Origin of the sequence: Streptomyces flavusporus (assembly GCF_046267975.1) — a bacterium.
GTDB classification, from domain to species: domain Bacteria; phylum Actinomycetota; class Actinomycetes; order Streptomycetales; family Streptomycetaceae; genus Streptomyces; species Streptomyces flavusporus.
Map to the genome: position 1 here is coordinate 9,919,672 of NZ_CP176503.1, position 16,232 is coordinate 9,935,903.

Consider the following 16,232-nt stretch of genomic DNA (forward strand, 5'->3'; position numbering starts at 1 on the left):
TCGGCACGCGGGCCCCTCCGGCCGTGCCGGGTCGGCTGATTCTGCTAGTTCAGCTGGTTCAGCTGATGCCGTTCGCGGCGCTCATCGTGTTGGCGGCCTTCGAGTCGTGCTCGGAGGAGAACAGGTCGTCGGAGTTGCGATTGCCTGCGTCGTCGGTCACGTGGTGGCTGATGGCGCCGATGATGCGCGGGTCGCTGGTGTTCCTGCCCTCGATCATCGGGCCGCCGGAGGAACCCTTGCCCATGTCGCAGTCCATCGACATGCGGTCGTCGAACGGGTTCCAGGGACCGGCGTCCACGGTGTCGCCGTAGCAGTACATCATCCGCTCGGCGTTGAGGTCGGTGCGGTTGTAGCCCTCGCCGGGGTAGCCCGCGGCAAAGACCTCGGAGTGGTCGGTGAGGTTCTCGGTGAAGGCGTAGCCGAACGCGCCCACGTTGTCCTGGAGCTTGCCCCAGGTCGGGTGGTCGTTGAGCACCACGGCGGCGTAGTCGGCGTCCTCGAAGTCGGCGGAGCTCATCCACTCGTTGTTGACGACCTTCGACTTGATGGTCCAGGCCCCGTAGGGGCCGCTGCCGTCGCGGTAGCCGGGGATGAACTCCAGCATGTCGTTCCATCCGGCGTCGCCAGTGCCGTCACCCATGTGGACGCAGTGCCCGGCGGTCCACAGTGTGTTCCGGTTGTTGGAGACGATGACCGCGGCCGAGCAGGAGTGGCCGGAGCCGTCGGGCTCCCTGTAGAACAGGCGGCCCACGAGGGAGTACTGCGGTGCCGTGGCGTACGGGACCTCCTGCGAGACGGATATCTCGGAAGCCGCCGCGGCGGTGGTGGCGAACGTGCTGTTCACCGGCTTGGCCGAGGGAGCCGAGGCGTGGGCCGGGTTCACGGCCGGTGCGGTGTCCTGGGCCGTGGCGTCCGCGCTGGCCGAGGGCCGTTTCTTCAGGGCCGGCATGTCCGCCGGGTTGGCCGCGGCGGCCCGCAGGCGCTCCGGGGACCAGTAGGCGCGGATCTCCCGGTCGGTCTTCTTCTCGGCGGACACGGTGACGCCCGCCGGGACGTCCTGGTCGGCCCGGGGCGCGGCCTGGGCCGTGAGGGGGGTGAGGGAGAGCGCTGCCGTGGCGGCGGCGAGGGGGACGACGATGTGGTGAAGACGCACCAGTGCCTCGTTTCAGAAGATCGATGATCTTGAGGGTGTATGCAATCATCTCGTCGTGGTCATGACATGAGTGTGCTGTGAATCACCTGTGGCGAGAGGGGGGTGGCTACGGGGAGGCGGCCGGCGTCAGCCGAGCAGGATCGTGACGTCGCTGTTGCCCGGGTGGCGTTCGAGTATGGGCAGACCTCGTGCGACCCCGGCGCCGACGTCCCCAGGGCGCTGCGGCGCCAGCGGCAACGGAGGCGTTTGGCTTGACTCTTGGGTCGGGTGCGATGTCCTCCGGATCGGGCCAGGCCGGCCTGTTCAGTCGCCAGCGCTGCCGCCCCGTCGCGTACAGCGTCCTCGGTGTCGAGCCAGCGGGTGGTGGACGGCTAAGAAGCCGTCTCTCAACCGAACGTGATCGGTTGATCCTTGCTGGTCAGGAATGGTTTCGCTCGGGGTGAGGGAGGGATGCGGCGTCTTGTGTCCGCTTCATGACCGAGGGGTGCGCGGTGGCGTCGGTGCTGGGAATGCTGGAGGAGCGGGAGGCGGCTGCCCGGGTGCGGGTGGAGGGTCTGCGGGAGGAAGCCGCTCGGCTGGCTGAGGTGTTGGAGGCCGCGGAGATCGAGCTGGACCGGCGGGTGATCGCGCGGGAGGAGCTGCTCGAGGCCCTGGCTGTGTCTGCGGCCGAGTCCACTGCGGTGACGGAGAGCGGGGCGGAGCAGGAAAGGGCGCCATCGACCGTGCCGGTGCCGGGCTCGACGGTGCCGCCGTGGCGGGACGGGCTGCCGGTGACGGTGCTGGCGCCGGACTATCAGCGGATTCTGGGCGTGCTGGAGGAGCGGCGCTCAGCGGGCGAGGGACCGGCGAAGGCCAAGGAGGTCGCGGTTCAGCTGGGCCTGGGGACGACACCGGCGAAGGTCGAGGGGGTGCGCTCGAAGGCCAGGCGCCTGGCGGAGCGCGGGTGGCTGCTGCAGGAGACGTCGGGAGCGTTCAGCGCCGGCCGGCGGCCCGTGGCCGCGCCAGGCGCCGGCTCATCCGCGTGACCATCGACCACCGGATCATCGCCTCGCTGGAAGCGGGCAGCGTCTCGTAATCTCTCGCCAGACGGCGGGAGTTCATCAGCCAGGCGAACGTGCGCTCCGCCACCCAGCGTCTGGGGAGCACCACGAACCCTGTCATGTCGTCGGTGCGCTTGACGATCTCCAAGGTCAGGGCGAGTTTGTCCCGGCACCAGTCGACGAGGCCGCCGGTGTAGCCTCCGTCGGCCCAGACCAGGGTGATGTCGCGGTGCAGGCGGCGCAGCCGTCTCAGCAGGCCGGCCGCGGCGTCGCGGTCGCCGATGTTCGCGGCGGTGACCGCGACGACCAGGAGCAGGCCGAGGCAGTCGGTCACGATGTGCCGTTTGCGGCCCGGCACCTTCTTCCCGCCGTCGTAGCCGCGTGAGGAGGCCGGCACCGTCGCGGCGGCCCGCACCGACTGCGCGTCGATGATCCCCGCCGTGGGCTCGGCCTGGCGGCCCTCGCGTTCACGGACCCTCCCGCGCAGCCGGTCATGGAACTCGGCGATCAGCCCGTGCTCGCGCCAACGGCGGAAGAAGGCGTAGACCCGGCCCCATGCGGGGAAGTCCGCGGGCATCGCCCGCCAGGAGATCCCGCCCGCGACCAAATAGCGGATCGCGTCCAGCATCTGGCGGTGGCAATACCCCTCGGGCTGCCCGCCTCTGCCCTGGAGCCAGGCCGGCACCGGCAGCAACGGCCGGATGGCCGCCCACTCCGCGTCCGTCATGTCCGACGGATACCGGCGCACCCGATCGGGATGATCGGCCGCGTTGCCGTACACGTGCGCGAGGCAATCGCACGACACGGCGGGCGAGTTGAAGTGGGCGGGCTCGGGCGCGTACAACAACGACAACAGGGCCTCCGGGAACCGCTCGGATTGGGGTCGCACCCCCGAGCTACCAGGAGGCCCTGCCTTCATGCGCGTACGGCCGGAAGATCACCCGACCAGGAACTCCGTTCGATCTGCACGTTCCAAGATCGGTTGAGAGACGGCTTCTGAGAAGCCATCCGCTTACCGCTCGGCAGGCTTGATCAGTCGAACACGGTTCCTGTTCGGGTGACCTCTCGGCGGTCGGGGCATAACGGCAGGGCCTCCTGGTAGCTCGGGGGTGCGATCCCAACCGAGCAGCACCAGGAGGCCCTGTGTCGCAGTCTTTCGTGCTCGCGTCTCTGGAGTCCAACGCGCCATCTCCGGCGTGTGACTGTCTCGCGCACAGGTTCGGCAACGCGGCGGACGGGCCGGACCGCGTGCGGTGTTACGGCTCCGACCTGACGGAGGCGGAGTGGCAGGTCATCCGGCCGCTGCTGCCGGTCCCCGCGTGGCTTCAGGGGCGGGGCGGGCGGCCGGAGGGCTATTGCCACCGCGTGATGTTGGACGCGGTCCGCTATGTAGTCGACAACGGCGTCAAGTGGGTCAACCTGCCCTGTGACTTCCCGCCGTACCGGCGGGTGCACGCGTTCGCCCGCCGCTGGCAGGTGACGGGCTTGCTTGCCGAGCTCCACGACCGGCTGCGCGACAAGGTGCGCCAGAAGGAAGGCCGTGAGGTGGACCCGACGGCCGCCATCGTGGACTCGCAGTCACTGCGGGCAGCGGCGAACATCCCGCGCTCGACGTCCGGGTGGGACGGCGGGAAGAAGGTGGGCGGCCGCAAGCGGCACCTGGTGGTGGACTGCCTCGGCCTGGTCCTGGCCGTCGTGGTGAGTGCGGCCAGCGTGCAGGACCGCGACGCCGCACTGCCCTTGCTGGAGCGGCTGCGCACCATGTACTTCTCCATCCGCCTCGTCTGGGCGGACGGTGGCTATGCGGGTCGGCTCGTCGACTGGGCGGCCGAGAAGCTCCAGCTCACCCTTGAGATCGTCAAACGCACCGACGACACCAGCGGGTTCGTGGTGCTGCCGCGCAGGTGGGTGGTGGAGAGAACGCTGAGCTGGCTGATGCGCTCGCGCCGCCTGGTGCGCGACTACGAGACGCTGCCCGCCATGCACGAGGCCATGGTGCTGTGGTCCATGACCATGCTCATGAGCAGCCGCCTGGCCGGGCGCCGGCCAGGCGCCTTCAGCCGGCCGGCGCCCCGAGCGGGGTGAACACCCCCGGCCGCACCTGGAGCGCCCACCCCCGCTCCACCAGGCGTTTCGCCTTCGACCGCAGCCCCTCGACCTTCGCCGGAACCGCCTGAAGGCCCAGGGCTGCGGCCAGCTGCTGGCACCGCATACCCTCCCGGGCCGCATCCGACTCCAGCACGGACATGATCCGCTGGTAGTCCGGAGGCAGGACCGTCGCTGTCATGCCCTCGGCCCGTCTGGGCACCACCGACCCCGCCACCGCACTCACCACCGGCTCCGCGACCGCGACAGGCGGCTCCGCCAGCACCTCAGCCACCGTCACACGGGCATCCGCCAGACGCTGAAGTGCCCGCTCCGCCTCGCCGAGCGCGGCCTGCACCCGCTCGGCCTCCTCCCGCAGCCGTGCCACCTCTTCCCGGACCTTCTTCTCCCGGGCCTCCAGCAGACCGAGCACCGACGGCACCAGCCACCTCCATAAGCGAAACGAACGGACGAACCACGCCCATCTCTCCCGCCGCCAGCCGGAGTTCATGCCCACCCAGCCCGAACCAAACGATCACGTTCGGAAAGCGGATGGCGTCTGAAATATGGGGCAGCGGATGCAGGCTTCACTGAACTGGGCTCACGCGGTTGACGGGGGTTTGAGCCCGAGGTGAAAGCGCAGTAGGCGGATTCGGTCTGGGCCGAGCACGTCTTCGGCGTCGCATAGCTGCTTGGTGAGCGCGTCGGCGATACGGCCTTGCGGCATCGAGTACGTGGTGGCGGCTTCGCGTGTGAGCCAGGTCGTGATGTCGTTGCGGGCGCGGTTACGCATCGAGGGTGATGGGTCGGCGACGAGTTCGAGGTCGATGAGCAGTCGAGTCCAGGTGTCCCGTTCGTGCAGCAACCGGTAGGCAGCCATGCGGATGTGCTGCGGGTTGCTGACGGTGAGGAGTTCCCGGAGGCGTGGCAGGTCAAGGCGGGATGCCCAGGGGCGCAGCGTGATGGTGACCTGCCGGGTGACCGTGCCGGACGGGTCGGTGAGCATGGCGGAGAGGGTGTCTGGGTCGGCTGCGCCCAGGCGGCGCAGCGCGCGCACGGCTTCTGCTCGTCCGCGGGGCTGGGGGTGATCGAGCCAGGAAGGGATGAGGCTGGCGTCGTCAGCGGTCCCGGTCTCACCGAGGCCGGCGATGGCTCCTGGCTCGGGGAGGGACGTCATGACGAGGCGTCGGTATTGTTCCACCGGGTCGGACCTGGCGCGGCGCAGAGCGGCCTGAGCGACCGCCCGCACGATCGGGTTGCGGTCGGCGAGCGCGGCGATGGCGGGGGTGATGTCGCCCCGTCGGGCCAGCACGTGTACCGCCTCTGCACGGACCATCGCGGTGCCGCTGGACAGCAGGGGACGGACGAGGTCAACGGTTCCGGCCGCGGCCGCGGTCTTCACCGCAGCTTCGGCGCACCGGATCCGGGTCAGCAGGTCGCCGTCGTGTTCGGCGGCGTGGAGCATCTGCGCCAGATCGAGCCGGCCGGCGGCGAGCGCGGTCAGGTGTGCGGCGCGGCGGGTGCGCCAGTCCGGGGCGGCAAGGGCAGCGGTCAGCAACTCGACCGGACCTTCCCGGAACACGGTTTCGATGCGATCGGCCAGCCAGCGGCCCTCACGGCGTTCCCTCAGGGCCAAGGCGACCGCCGCGGCTGCGACCAGCGCCGCAGCGGAGGGCTCGGCAAGGCGGTACTCGAGCGCCGACCGGGCACGGTCACGGACCTGCGGCACCCAGTCCGAGGCCCGCAGCGTCAGTGCAGGCACCGCCAGGGTGTCTTCGAGTTCGGCCAGATACGCAACGGCGGTCTCACGGACGTGTCCGTCGGGGTGGAACGCAGCGACCGTGAGCCCCAGAGGGGAGGACTCGCCTTGCAACAGCCGCTGCACCGCGACCGCCGACCAGCGCGGAGCACGCCACCACGCACGGCGTGTCGCCACATCGAGCATCAGCCACACGCGGGGGCATGCCCGCAGCAGGAGCTGCCCGGTTCTGGCAAGCAACTTGGGGTCACCGTCGCGATCAACGGCGAGTAGCAGACCGGCCAGTTCATCGGCGTTGCGGCCACTCTGGGACTCGACGGCGGCTGTGGCGTCGCGGAGTTGCTGCGCGGTCGGCCGGACGGGCAGGTGGTCGTCAGGCAGGTTCGCTGGGACGCCGAGAATGTCCGCTCGGGCACGGAGTCGCCTCAGCAGCTTCCGTCCAAGGCTGCGGGTCACGACACTCCTCTTCCGGTCAGCGGGCTGGCCGCTCGCGCGGCCGAGACTTGAGGATCCTCTCAGCCCACGGGTTGCGCGAGCGATTTGGGGGTGGCAGCAGCGTCTGAGCGTGTCGCCGAACCGTACGGCTGTCATCACCCACACAGGTGACCCTCCCTCACGCCGCGGCGGCCGCCTTCTCCTTCGCCTTCACCAGGTCGGCGAGCGGGGAGCGTCGGCCCTTGCCGAGGCTGCGCAGCTGCTCCCAGTCGATCTCGGGGTGCGAGTCGGGCACGGCGTCAACGTCGGCCGTGGTGAACATCGGGACGTCGACCGCCCCGGCCTGTGAGGTGCAGTACCGCATCTCGCGCCACTCCGTGGGCGTGATCCAGCCCAGGGTCCGCATGTGGTCGAACGGGACTCGCCGCCAAACCGACGGGTTCGCGGATTCCCGGAGGCGATTTCTGGGAACCGGAGGGAGCTTGTGCCTTGGGCGGCAGAGTGGCCAGCGGGTTCCGGGCTGCTGGTGACCACCGCTTCTTGATCGATGGCAGTGGCTGCGTTGGTGACAGTGGAGAACGTTTGTCGTCGGCGGCGAAGAACTGTTGGCGATCATGTGTCGGTTGGATGTTGTCGAGTTGTGAGAGCGCCAGTGCAACGGGAGGAGGGTGAACGGGCCCCGGCCGCACCCAGCCGTCATGCCCCGGGCTGGCTGTCGTACCTGGGTTCTAGTAGGGCTTTGTTAGGTCCTGTGGTGGGGTTCGGGTGCTGGTGCGGGTTGGCCGCATATCGAGCAGGCGCCGGTCCAGGTGGCCAGGAGGGCCTGGAGTTCGCGGAGGACCGCGTAGAGGGTCAGGCCGGCGCAGGGGCTTTTGGGTCGAGCCTGAGCATGGTGCAGAAGGCCTGGGCGAGGGACGCGAGGGTGACGTGGCGGTGCCAGCCGAGGTAGTTGCGGCCCTCGAAGTGGTCCAGGCCCAGACCGTCCTTGAGCTCGCGGTAGTCGTGCTCAACTCGCCATCGGATCTTGGCGATTCGTACCAGTTCGCGCAGTGGGGTGTCGGCGGGAAGCGTCGAGAGCCAGTAGTCGGTTGGCTCGGCGGAGTCGGGTGGCCACTCGACGAGCAGCCAGCAGTCGGGCAGGGAGCCGTCGGCGGCGCGGCGGATGGTGCGGTTGGCCGGTCGGACCCGCAGGGCCAGGAACTGCGAGCGCATCTCGGCGTTCGGGTTGCGTCTGGTGGCCTTGCTGCCCTGGCGCCAGGTGACGGTGCGGGTGGCCGCTCGGCCGACGGCCAGGGCCAGGGCGCGCAGGGTGGTGTGCGGTTGGGGGTAGGCGGACACGGGAGGGCGGCCCTGCCCGGAGTACGGCGGGCGTTGGGGTGTGGCATTGCCGGGGTGCGCGGTCGTGGTGGCTTTGACCGCGACCGCGTAGGTCAGGCCGCGCTCGGTCAGGCCCTCGCGAAAGCCGGTGGCGTCGCCGTATCCGGCGTCGGCGGCGACCGGAAGGTCGGGCAACTCCCAGTTGTCGCGCACCTCGTCGAGCATGTCCAGCGCCAGGCGCCACTTCTCCCGGTGCCGCTCGGTGTCCGGGATTCCCGCCTTGGCGCGGCGGCGCCGGATCGCCTCGGCCATCAGCGCGTCCTCGCCGTACTTGGTGTCGTCCCAGCTCTCGGGCAGGAACAGGCGCCAGTCGACAGCCGATGACGCACGGTCACTGACCAGGTTCACACTGACGCCGACCTGGCAGTTGCCGCGCTTACCCAGGGCGCCGCAGTACATCCGCGCCACCCCCGGTGAGTCGTAGCCGTCCTTGGGGAAGCCGACATCATCGATCGCGTACGCCTCGGGAGAAATGTGCGCGGCAGCCCAACGGGCCAGCCGCTCACGGACCTTGGAGTAGTCCCAGGTGGACGATGAGACGAACTGCTGCAGCTGCTGGTGGTCCACGCCCAGGCGCTCGGCCATCGGCTGCATGGACTTGCGCTTGCCGTCCAGCATCAGCCCGCGCAGATACAGCTCGCCCTTGGCCCGCTGGTCCCGACGCGCCAGCGAACCGAGCATCTCCGCCGCGAACGCCTCCAGGCGCGGGCGGACCGTCTCCATCTCCTCAGGTGTCACACCTGACAGAACATCACAATCTACCTGACGATGATCAATCGGGGTACCTAACAAAGCCCTACTAGAGTCCTGCACATGTCCCGTCACACACCCAGCCGTCCGGTCGACGTGGAAAGCCTCTTTCCTGAGTTGCTGCCCTTCCGCCGTGAGTCCGTCCGCCTGCACCCGCGTCCTGGGTCTCCGACCTACGAGGACAGTTCCGTAGGAGGTCCCTTGCTCTGGCCTGCCGCGGAGCCCTGGCCGGTTTGCAGGGAGGAGCACTACGACCCGGACGGCACGAATCAGCCCGCGCCCTCGGTACCCATGGTTCCCATCGTGCAGGTTCGTCGTGTCGACGCGCCGTCCGTGCCCTTCCCCGAGGGCACGGACCTGCTGCAGGTCCTGTGGTGCCCCTACGAGCACGGCGAATTCTGCTACCCCCTGCCCCAGGTTCACTGGCGGGACTCAGGTGCCGTCGGCGACGTGCTGCCCACTCCGGTGCCGGCCGCTGAACTTCCTGAGGACTGGTACCCGGCTCGCTGTGCCGTGCACCCCGAGCAGGTGACCGAGTACCCGAGCCGGGACCTTCCCGACGAGGTTCACGACGCCCTCAAAGGCCGCTTCGATGAACTGCTCGCCGAAACCGGCCTGCGGTACTCCTATCACCTGGCGGAGGCCCCAGGGATCAAGCTCGGCGGCTACCCGGGCTGGACGCAGGAACCGGTATGGCCCGGCTGCGAAGGGTGTGGCAGCCGGATGGAGCACCTCCTGACGGTGTCCAGCTGGGAATTCGACGGTGAGTCCTGGCGCACGTGGCTTCCCGAGGAGGACCGAGCCGACGAGAACGAATCGGGCGGTCGGCGATGGAAGGACGACGCTCACAACCCCGCCGGGCTGTGCCTCGGCGACGCCGGAGGCGTCTACGTCTTCGAGTGCCGTACCTGTCCCGACCGCCCCATCGGGCACTGGTTCGACTGCTCGTGACTACCGGGCGCCATTGCCTGAAGGCTGTCCCGTAAATGATCTTCAGTGTGCTGGATGACCTGACCCTATGAGGGCCGGGCCCCCTTCCCTGCTCAGCCGGGCGGTGCCTACCGTCCGGGTATGGAACGGGCTCGGGAAGGAGGCCCTCGATGTCTGTCTACGTCGGTATCGACGTGCATCGCAAGCGGTCGCAGATCGCCGTGGTGAACCACGGTGGTGCAGTGCAGGTCAACCGGAATGTGCCGAATGGGGTCAAGACGGTGCTGTCGGTGATCGGGGATCTGCCGATCGGGGCACCAGTCGCGTTCGAGGCCGCCTACGGCTGGGGCTGGCTGGTGGAGCTGCTGGAGGATTACGGCTTTGAGCCGCACCTGGTGCATCCACTGCGGTGCAAGGCGATCGCCTCCGCACGACTGAAGAACGACAAGGTCGACGCCGCGACCCTGGCCCAGCTGCTGCGGGCCGACCTTCTCCCGGAGGCGTGGATCGCCCCGCTGGACGTGCGGCAGCAGCGGGCCCTGCTGCGGCACCGCTGCCAGCTGGTGCGGCTGCGGACCCTGCTGCGCAACCGGGTCCACGCCGTCCTGGCGGACCACGGCTGCGACCGGCCGGGCGGCTACTTCACCGCCCCGGGCCGGGCCTGGCTGGAGGGCCTGGACCTGCCGGACGCCTCCCGCCGCGTGGTCGAGGACCTGCTGGTCCTGATGGACGCACTCAAAGAGCCGATCGACGTGCTCGACCGGCAGCTGCTCGCGCAGGCGCGGGGTGATCCGCGCATCAGGGTGCTCACCCAGCTGCCGGGGGTCGGCACGCTCACCGCCCTGGTCATCGTGGCCGAGGTCGGGGACATCACGCGCTTTCCCTCCGCGCGCAAGCTCACCGCTTGGGCCGGGCTGACGCCCACCGTCCGCGGGTCGGACCTGACCGTGCGGCACGGGCACATCTCCAAACAGGGTTCGGACTGGCTTCGGTGGATCTTGTGCGAGGCCGCGCAGACTGCGAAGCGGTCGCCGGAATTCGCCGCCGCCTACCAGCGCCTTGCCCACCGCCGCGGCAAGAAGATCGCCACCACCGCCATCGCCCGCCGCCTGCTGGCTCGCGCCTACCACCTGCTGCGCGCGGTCCAGGACCAATGCGGCCAGCCGGGGGTCCGATGAAAGCAGCCGACAACCGCCACCGGCGGTCGCAGACCCCGGGTGAGCTCGTAAAACAGCATGAGACGGCCCGTCGGCCGCGCTCGATGACCTGACTGAGCAGCCCGGATCCCCGCACCACGGTCATGACGCCGGCCTGTGCGGCCAGACGTCGAATGGGTGGATGTGAGACCACTCCGCCGACCAGCCAGCATCGGGGATGCCAACGGCCATATCCGCGAACGTCCATGACGTTTCCTCGGCCTCCATTGTTGACCGCCTGTCGGCGTACGAGGAAGAGCCGCGAGGACAACGCCCCGGCAACCAACCGAAAGCCGCGGGCGGGGGTCGTCTACGCCCCTTGACAGGCCCGGCCCTCATGGGTGGCCGTATTCCGCCCCGCACATCGTGTCAGCCTCCGCCGACATCAGCGCGTCGGCGAACGTTTTGATCATCGATCGAAGCAGATCCGGACTCGCCGAGGCGAGGTTCTCCTCCGCGAGGGCGTGCAGGGGCACACTGTCAGGTGCGGTCATCGTGCTGGTCTCCTTCAAGATCTTCGTCGTTCTCGAAGGATCAGCCGGTGGCCGTTCTCATATCCGGGTACTCACTCCAACGCCGAGCCAAACGCCCGGATCAGGTGGGAACCCGTACACCACTTCCCGGGACGCAACCAGAGAACGAGGAGGTGGTACCCGTGAACGCAGTATCGTGCTCCCCTCCGGGGTCACGGTCGGGCGATAGGTCGTCCGGGGGCGCCATTCAAGAGCCCTCCCGAAAGGCACGACCGTGCAATTCACTTCTGAACAGCGCCTCGACGACGGCGTCCTCGAGCGCGAATTCACCCTCGGCGAGATGCCCGGCACCCTGTGGACGCCTGGATCCGCACTGGTCCCGCTGGCCCTGATGGCCCACAACAACGGCCTGCCCAAGGCGGAACCCCGGCTGGTGGCTCGGGCCCGGTACACCGCGGCGCGCGGCTACGCGGTGGCCACCATCGACGCCGCCGGGTGCGGTGACCGTCCCCGTTCCGCCGCCGACGAGCAGGCCCGTGCCGACCTCCGGCGGGCGATGCAGGCCGGCGAGCCGGTCGACGAGATCTTGGAGTCCTTCATCGGCCCGCTGGTCGAAAACGCGGTCCCGGAATGGCAGACCACTCTGGACGCCCTTCTTGAGCTGCCCGAGATCGGCGGCCCGGTCGGGTACTCCGGGGGGTGGACCGCCCTCGGCATTCGGCTGGCGGTGGTTGAGCCGCGCATCGCGGCCGCAGACTTCTTCGCCGGGGGGTACGTGCCCCGTGCCCAGCGCGAGGAGGCCCGGCAGGTCACCATTCCGCTGCTGTTCTTGCTGCAGTGGGACGACGAAGGGAACCCCCGGCAACGGGCCTTGGACCTGTTCGACGCCTTCGGCAGCAAGGAGAAGACGCTGCACGCCAATCTGGGAGGGCACACCGGCACCCCGGGGTTCGAGCTGGAGGACGGGTGCCGGTTCTTGGACCGACACCTGAAGTGAGGCCGGGCCGTCTGGCGGGCAGCAGACGGTAGGCAGTGTCGGCCAGGATGCCGTCATCGAGGACAGGTCCCGGCCCTCCTCGACGGCGGTGGCCGGCAGATGCACAACCGCCCCGATCGCGGCGGTACCGGCCATCGGCGGTACCGGCAGGTCGGGGCGGCGCTCGGCCACCAGCGCCGCCATCAGCTGGGACCATGCCGTGAGGCACTCGACCCGTACCTTGCGGATCGCCGGGCAGGCGACCGACTCGACCACCAGCGCCCGGGCCGGGCCGGGGTTGGCGGCCAACAGCCGGCAGTAGGTACGCATCGCGGCGTTCAGCATCCCGCGGGGGCCGTCGCTGGGCTCGGTGATCCGGCTGACCTCGGTGAACAGGACCTCGGTGGCGGCCCGGTACGCGGCGACGAAGAAGTCGTCCTTGGTCGGGTCTGTCAAACGAGCGGCCCTGTCTCGCATTCGGTGGTGACGCAGAGTCGTGAGGTGTCGTTGACGTCCGTGTGGAGGATGTCAACGAGCTTGTACGGACGGTGTTTTCGGGGCTGGCTCCGCTGGTCATCGAGGATGTCATCGACGAGGGGGAGCGGATCGTCGTGCGGGCGCGGACGCCGCGGGATACGGCGCCGTTCCGGTCTGCGGGGCGGTGTCAGGGCACTGTCACGTTGGCTAACGGCGTGAGATGGTCTCCAAGTTGATAACCCTCGGGAGGGGATCGTGCGTGGCGAGCACGCGGCCGTCGTACAAGGGCCACCGGTACCCGGTGGAGATCATCTCCCACTGCGTGTGGCTGTACTTCCGGTTCCCGCTCAGCTTCCGCGAGGTCGAGGAGCTGATGCTCGAGCGCGTCGTCGTCGTCTCCTATGAGACGGTCCGCCGGTGGTGCCGGAAGTTCGGGCAGTCCTACGCCGACGCGCCGTGCCGACGCCGCCCCAGGCCAGGCGATAAATGGCATCTGGACGAGGTCTTCGTCAAGATCAACGGCAAGCGGAAGTACCTGTGGCGCAATGCCGGAAAGTTATGTGAAGTTGCCGCTTGTCAAGTACTCGGCGGCGGTGTGTCGAGGTGGCGGGTCGGGAGAACAGAACGGGACCCCTGGAAGTTGAGTCGTCGACCAAGACAGACCAACACCGGAGGTCCCGTTGACGGACCAGTGTGGCACGACGACGCTGACTCAGACCTTCACAACGGCCTGCGGAGTGTTCGCTCCGGGGCATCTCGGCGCCCTGACCCGATATCTCCCCTTCGAATTGGTCGACGATGTCCTTGACCAGCCGGGCCGTCGGGGGCGGACGCGTACGGTGCCGGCTCGGGTGGCGGTGTACTTCGTGCTGGCGCTGGCCCTGTTCCCAGGCGGTTCCTACGGGCGGGTGTGGGACACCCTGGCCGGAGCGTTGCGGCAGGCGGGGCACCTCGTGGCGTCGGTGACCGCGGCGGGTCTGGCCTGTGTGCGTCGGCGGGTGGGACCGGACCCGTTGCGGGAGTTGTTCGAGGTTGTGGCAGGTCCGCTGGGCCGTCCGTGCACGAGGGGTGTGTCCTGGCGGGGTCTGCGCACGGTCGCGTTCGACGGCTGCCGGTCCACCCGGGTCCCCGAGACCGGCGACAACGTGGCCTGGCTGGGCAGGTACAAGGTCGCCGCCGGGGTGGCCGCCTATCCGCTGCTGGCGGTGATGGCCCTGGCGGAGACGGGAACGCGGGCCCTGCTCGGCGCGGTCGTCGGTCCGTATCGCGGTGAGGTGGAGGCTGCCCTGCAACTGGTCGGCCACCTGCGGCAGGACATGGTGGTGCTCGCCGACCGCGGCTTTGACGCGAACGCCTTCATCCGCGCCGTGCACGCCTCACGGGCTGCGCTGCTGCTGCGGATCTGCTCCTCGCGCAGGCCCGCCGTGCTGCAGGTCCTGGCCGACGGTTCCTTCCTGTCGGTCATCGCGGGGGTTCCGGTCCGTGTCATCGCCGCGACCGTCACCGTCACGTGCGCGGACGGCAGCACCCATCGGGGCGAGTACCGGCTGGTGACCACGCTGACCGATGCGCGCCGCCACCCGGCCGAAGACCTGCTGGCCCTCTACCACCAGCGGTGGGAGATCGAGGTGACGTTCCTGGCGATCCGTCACACCATGCTCAAGGGCCGCGTACTGCGCTCGGGTGACCCTCAGGGCCTGCGCCAGGAGATGTGGGCACTGCTGACGGTCCACCAGCTTTTGCGGATGGCGATGCTGGACGCCACCGATGCCGTGCCCGGATGCGACCCGGACCGGGCCTGCTTCACCGCGGCCTTGGTCGCCGCCCGCGACAGCGTCACCCGTGGCGCCGCCATCGTGCCCGACGCCGGCAGCGAGCTGACCGGCCCGATCGCAGAGGCAGTCATCGGCGCCCTGCTGCCACCGCGCCGACCACGGATCAGCGCGCGCACCGTCAAAGGCGTCTCCGCTCGTTACGGACACCGCCGGTCCGACGAGGACCGCCCCTGCGTCAGCACCCCGGTCACCGCCCTCGACATCATCGTCCACTTCCCTCAGCAGGACACTCCCGTCCCCGCACCGACAGCAGCTCAGCCCGGCCGGCCCGGCCGGAACCCGGCCCTGCAGCAGGACCCGCCCGTGACGGCCCAGACGCTGCTACCGCCCGCGGTCCCGATGCACACCAGCAGGCTCGAGGATGTGCTCGCCGCGATGGGCACCGCTCCGGAGCGTGAGTGGCGGGCCATCGAACTGGCCACCTTGCTACGGCTGGACCGCGGCGACCTGACCGGCGAGCTGATCCGGTGGTCCAGGCGCCAGATCCTCATCAAGACCGGACCGGCCACCTTCAAGATCCCGGACGGACCGCCGCAGCCCTCCAAGCTCGCCGTCCACCCTGAAGACGTCCTCGCGGTCATGGCCACCGATCCTCACCGCCCCTGGCACGCCCGTGAGATCACCGCTGCGCTGAACACCGTCAAACACAGCACCCTCGCACAACACCTCAGCGCCTGGGCACGCAAGAACCTGCTGGTCAAGACCGCGCCCGCAACCTACCGACTCCCCGAACAGTCAGTGCCGGCCGCCCCCGCGAGGCCGCTCGCCGCCACGAACACGCCGACCCGCAGAGCTGCTTGACAAACCAGAATGAATCATAACTTTCCGGCATTGACCTGTGGCGCGCGGTGGACCAGGACGGCAACGTCCTGGACATCCTGGTCCAGAGCCGTCGCGACAAGGATGCGGCCAGGCGTTTCTTCCGGAAGCTGATGAAGAAGACCCGGTCGGTGCCCCGCGTGATCGTGACCGACAAGCTCCGGTCCTACGGTGCCGCCCACCGCGAGGTGATGCCCTCGGTCGAGCACCGCTCCCACAAGGGCCTGAACAACCGGGCCGAGAACTCCCACCAGCCCACCCGGCAGCGCGAACGCGCGATGAAGGGATTCCGCAGCGCCGGCGCAGCCCAACGGTTCCTGTCCGCCTTCAGCGGCATCTCACCCCGCTTCCGACCCTCACGCCACCTGATGACCGCCACCGAACACCGCCTCGAGATGACCATCCGCTTCACCATCTGGGACCAGATCACCGGCGTCGTCGGCCAGCCCACCAGGGCCTGACCCCGGGACTGCCACCCGGCCCGACCCGCGCTGACGCGACCTCAGACACCTCACACCTCAACAACGTGACAACGCCGTTGTCGGAGATGAAGTCCCAGCGGCGGGTCTTCACTTCACCTCCCGAGCGAAATACGCAGCCGCCCGCGCAGGATCTCGCGCTCCAGCAGCCACTCCTTCTCCGCCTTGAGCAGCCGGGCGTTCTCCGCCCGCAGCCGGGCCAGCTCCTCAGCCGGACTCTGGCCGGCCCCGCCCACGCGGTGCTCGGACGTGTGCTGGGCGATGTCCTTGCGGACCCACGTGCGCAGCGTCTCCCCGGTGATCCCGAGTTTCGCGGCCACCGCTGCATACGTGCGCTTGCCACCGGCGGCTCGGTACAACGCGACGGCGTCCCTCCGAAACTCCTCCGGGTACGGAGACTGGCGTCCCACCTGGACATCCCTTCCTAGACCTTCAAGATCCATTGTCA

12 protein-coding genes and 5 pseudogenes are annotated in these 16,232 nt (G+C 69.3%); 9 read left to right on the top strand and 8 right to left on the bottom strand.

The genetic code is table 11. The features are described from left to right. Positions 1 to 58: 58 nt before the first annotated feature. Positions 59 to 1,153, bottom strand: a complete 1,095-nt coding sequence (locus ACKTSN_RS46980; protein ID WP_409474642.1) for a trypsin-like serine peptidase — start codon at positions 1,151 to 1,153, stop codon at positions 59 to 61. Between the two features lie 473 nt (positions 1,154 to 1,626). On the opposite strand from ACKTSN_RS46980, the gene ACKTSN_RS46985 reads away from it, so the two are divergent. Next, a complete protein-coding gene (locus ACKTSN_RS46985; RefSeq protein WP_409467218.1) occupies positions 1,627 to 2,178 on the top strand; it encodes a hypothetical protein in 552 nt (183 codons plus the stop codon). Here the strand turns inward: ACKTSN_RS46985 and ACKTSN_RS46990 are convergent. Further along, positions 2,126 to 3,082, bottom strand: a complete 957-nt coding sequence (locus tag ACKTSN_RS46990; protein ID WP_409467219.1) for an IS5 family transposase — start codon at positions 3,080 to 3,082, stop codon at positions 2,126 to 2,128. The two genes, ACKTSN_RS46985 and ACKTSN_RS46990, sit on opposite strands and share 53 nt — an antisense overlap. Positions 3,083 to 3,336: 254 nt before the next feature. On the opposite strand from ACKTSN_RS46990, the gene ACKTSN_RS46995 reads away from it, so the two are divergent. Beyond that, positions 3,337 to 4,278: an IS5 family transposase gene (locus tag ACKTSN_RS46995; RefSeq protein ID WP_409473951.1), complete on the top strand. Its 942-nt coding sequence runs from the start codon at positions 3,337 to 3,339 to the stop codon at positions 4,276 to 4,278. Here ACKTSN_RS46995 and ACKTSN_RS47000 read toward each other — a convergent pair. The 4 genes from ACKTSN_RS47000 to ACKTSN_RS47015 all read right to left on the bottom strand — a co-directional run bounded on the left by ACKTSN_RS47000 (position 4,250) and on the right by ACKTSN_RS47015 (position 8,587). Further along, positions 4,250 to 4,720 (bottom strand): hypothetical protein, encoded by a 471-nt coding sequence (locus ACKTSN_RS47000; protein WP_409468856.1) that lies wholly within the window; start codon positions 4,718 to 4,720, stop codon positions 4,250 to 4,252. The two genes, ACKTSN_RS46995 and ACKTSN_RS47000, sit on opposite strands and share 29 nt — an antisense overlap. A 159-nt stretch (positions 4,721 to 4,879) precedes the next feature. Further along, positions 4,880 to 6,493 (bottom strand): hypothetical protein, encoded by a 1,614-nt coding sequence (locus tag ACKTSN_RS47005; RefSeq protein WP_409474643.1) that lies wholly within the window; start codon positions 6,491 to 6,493, stop codon positions 4,880 to 4,882. Between the two features lie 157 nt (positions 6,494 to 6,650). Then, complete coding sequence (locus ACKTSN_RS47010) at positions 6,651 to 6,878, bottom strand: hypothetical protein (RefSeq protein WP_409474644.1); 228 nt, start codon at positions 6,876 to 6,878, stop codon at positions 6,651 to 6,653. 446 nt (positions 6,879 to 7,324) lie between these two features. After that, a complete protein-coding gene (locus tag ACKTSN_RS47015) occupies positions 7,325 to 8,587 on the bottom strand; it encodes an IS701 family transposase (protein ID WP_409467247.1) in 1,263 nt (420 codons plus the stop codon). Positions 8,588 to 8,902: 315 nt separating this feature from the next. On the opposite strand from ACKTSN_RS47015, the gene ACKTSN_RS47020 reads away from it, so the two are divergent. Both ACKTSN_RS47020 and ACKTSN_RS47025 read left to right on the top strand, forming a co-directional pair. Further along, entirely contained in the window at positions 8,903 to 9,550 is a 648-nt protein-coding gene (locus ACKTSN_RS47020; protein ID WP_385273709.1) for a DUF1963 domain-containing protein, read from the top strand. Positions 9,551 to 9,699: 149 nt separating this feature from the next. Continuing rightward, positions 9,700 to 10,707: an IS110 family transposase gene (locus ACKTSN_RS47025; protein WP_409468061.1), complete on the top strand. Its 1,008-nt coding sequence runs from the start codon at positions 9,700 to 9,702 to the stop codon at positions 10,705 to 10,707. Between the two features lie 362 nt (positions 10,708 to 11,069). Here ACKTSN_RS47025 and ACKTSN_RS47030 read toward each other — a convergent pair. Beyond that, a pseudogene (locus ACKTSN_RS47030) lies at positions 11,070 to 11,219 on the bottom strand (IS256 family transposase); the annotation flags it as partial. 253 nt (positions 11,220 to 11,472) lie between these two features. On the opposite strand from ACKTSN_RS47030, the gene ACKTSN_RS47035 reads away from it, so the two are divergent. The 5 genes and pseudogenes from ACKTSN_RS47035 to ACKTSN_RS47055 form a co-directional block, all read left to right on the top strand. Then, a complete protein-coding gene (locus tag ACKTSN_RS47035; RefSeq protein ID WP_409474645.1) occupies positions 11,473 to 12,195 on the top strand; it encodes a dienelactone hydrolase family protein in 723 nt (240 codons plus the stop codon). Positions 12,196 to 12,692: 497 nt separating this feature from the next. Beyond that, positions 12,693 to 12,853: pseudogene (locus ACKTSN_RS47040) on the top strand (ISL3 family transposase); the annotation flags it as partial. 57 nt (positions 12,854 to 12,910) lie between these two features. Beyond that, positions 12,911 to 13,195 (top strand): annotated as a pseudogene (locus ACKTSN_RS47045) (IS6 family transposase); the annotation flags it as partial. A gap of 193 nt (positions 13,196 to 13,388) precedes the next feature. Further along, positions 13,389 to 15,287 carry an IS4 family transposase gene (locus tag ACKTSN_RS47050; protein WP_409474646.1) on the top strand — a complete coding sequence of 633 codons (1,899 nt, stop codon included), beginning with the start codon at positions 13,389 to 13,391 and terminating at the stop codon, positions 15,285 to 15,287. A 35-nt stretch (positions 15,288 to 15,322) separates the two neighbouring features. Next, positions 15,323 to 15,766, top strand: a pseudogene (locus ACKTSN_RS47055) (IS6 family transposase); the annotation flags it as partial. 76 nt (positions 15,767 to 15,842) lie between these two features. Here the strand turns inward: ACKTSN_RS47055 and ACKTSN_RS47060 are convergent. Then, positions 15,843 to 16,194, bottom strand: a pseudogene (locus ACKTSN_RS47060) (transposase); the annotation flags it as partial. Positions 16,195 to 16,232: the final 38 nt, after the last annotated feature.

Excerpts from the sequence above, each read along its gene's own strand:
- ACKTSN_RS46985 (WP_409467218.1), top strand. The coding sequence starts at position 1,627 with ATGACCGAGGGGTGCGCGGTGGCGTCGGTGCTGGGAATGCTGGAGGAG.
- ACKTSN_RS47010 (WP_409474644.1), bottom strand. The coding sequence starts at position 6,878 with ATGCGGACCCTGGGCTGGATCACGCCCACGGAGTGGCGCGAGATGCGG.
- ACKTSN_RS47025 (WP_409468061.1), top strand. The coding sequence starts at position 9,700 with ATGTCTGTCTACGTCGGTATCGACGTGCATCGCAAGCGGTCGCAGATC.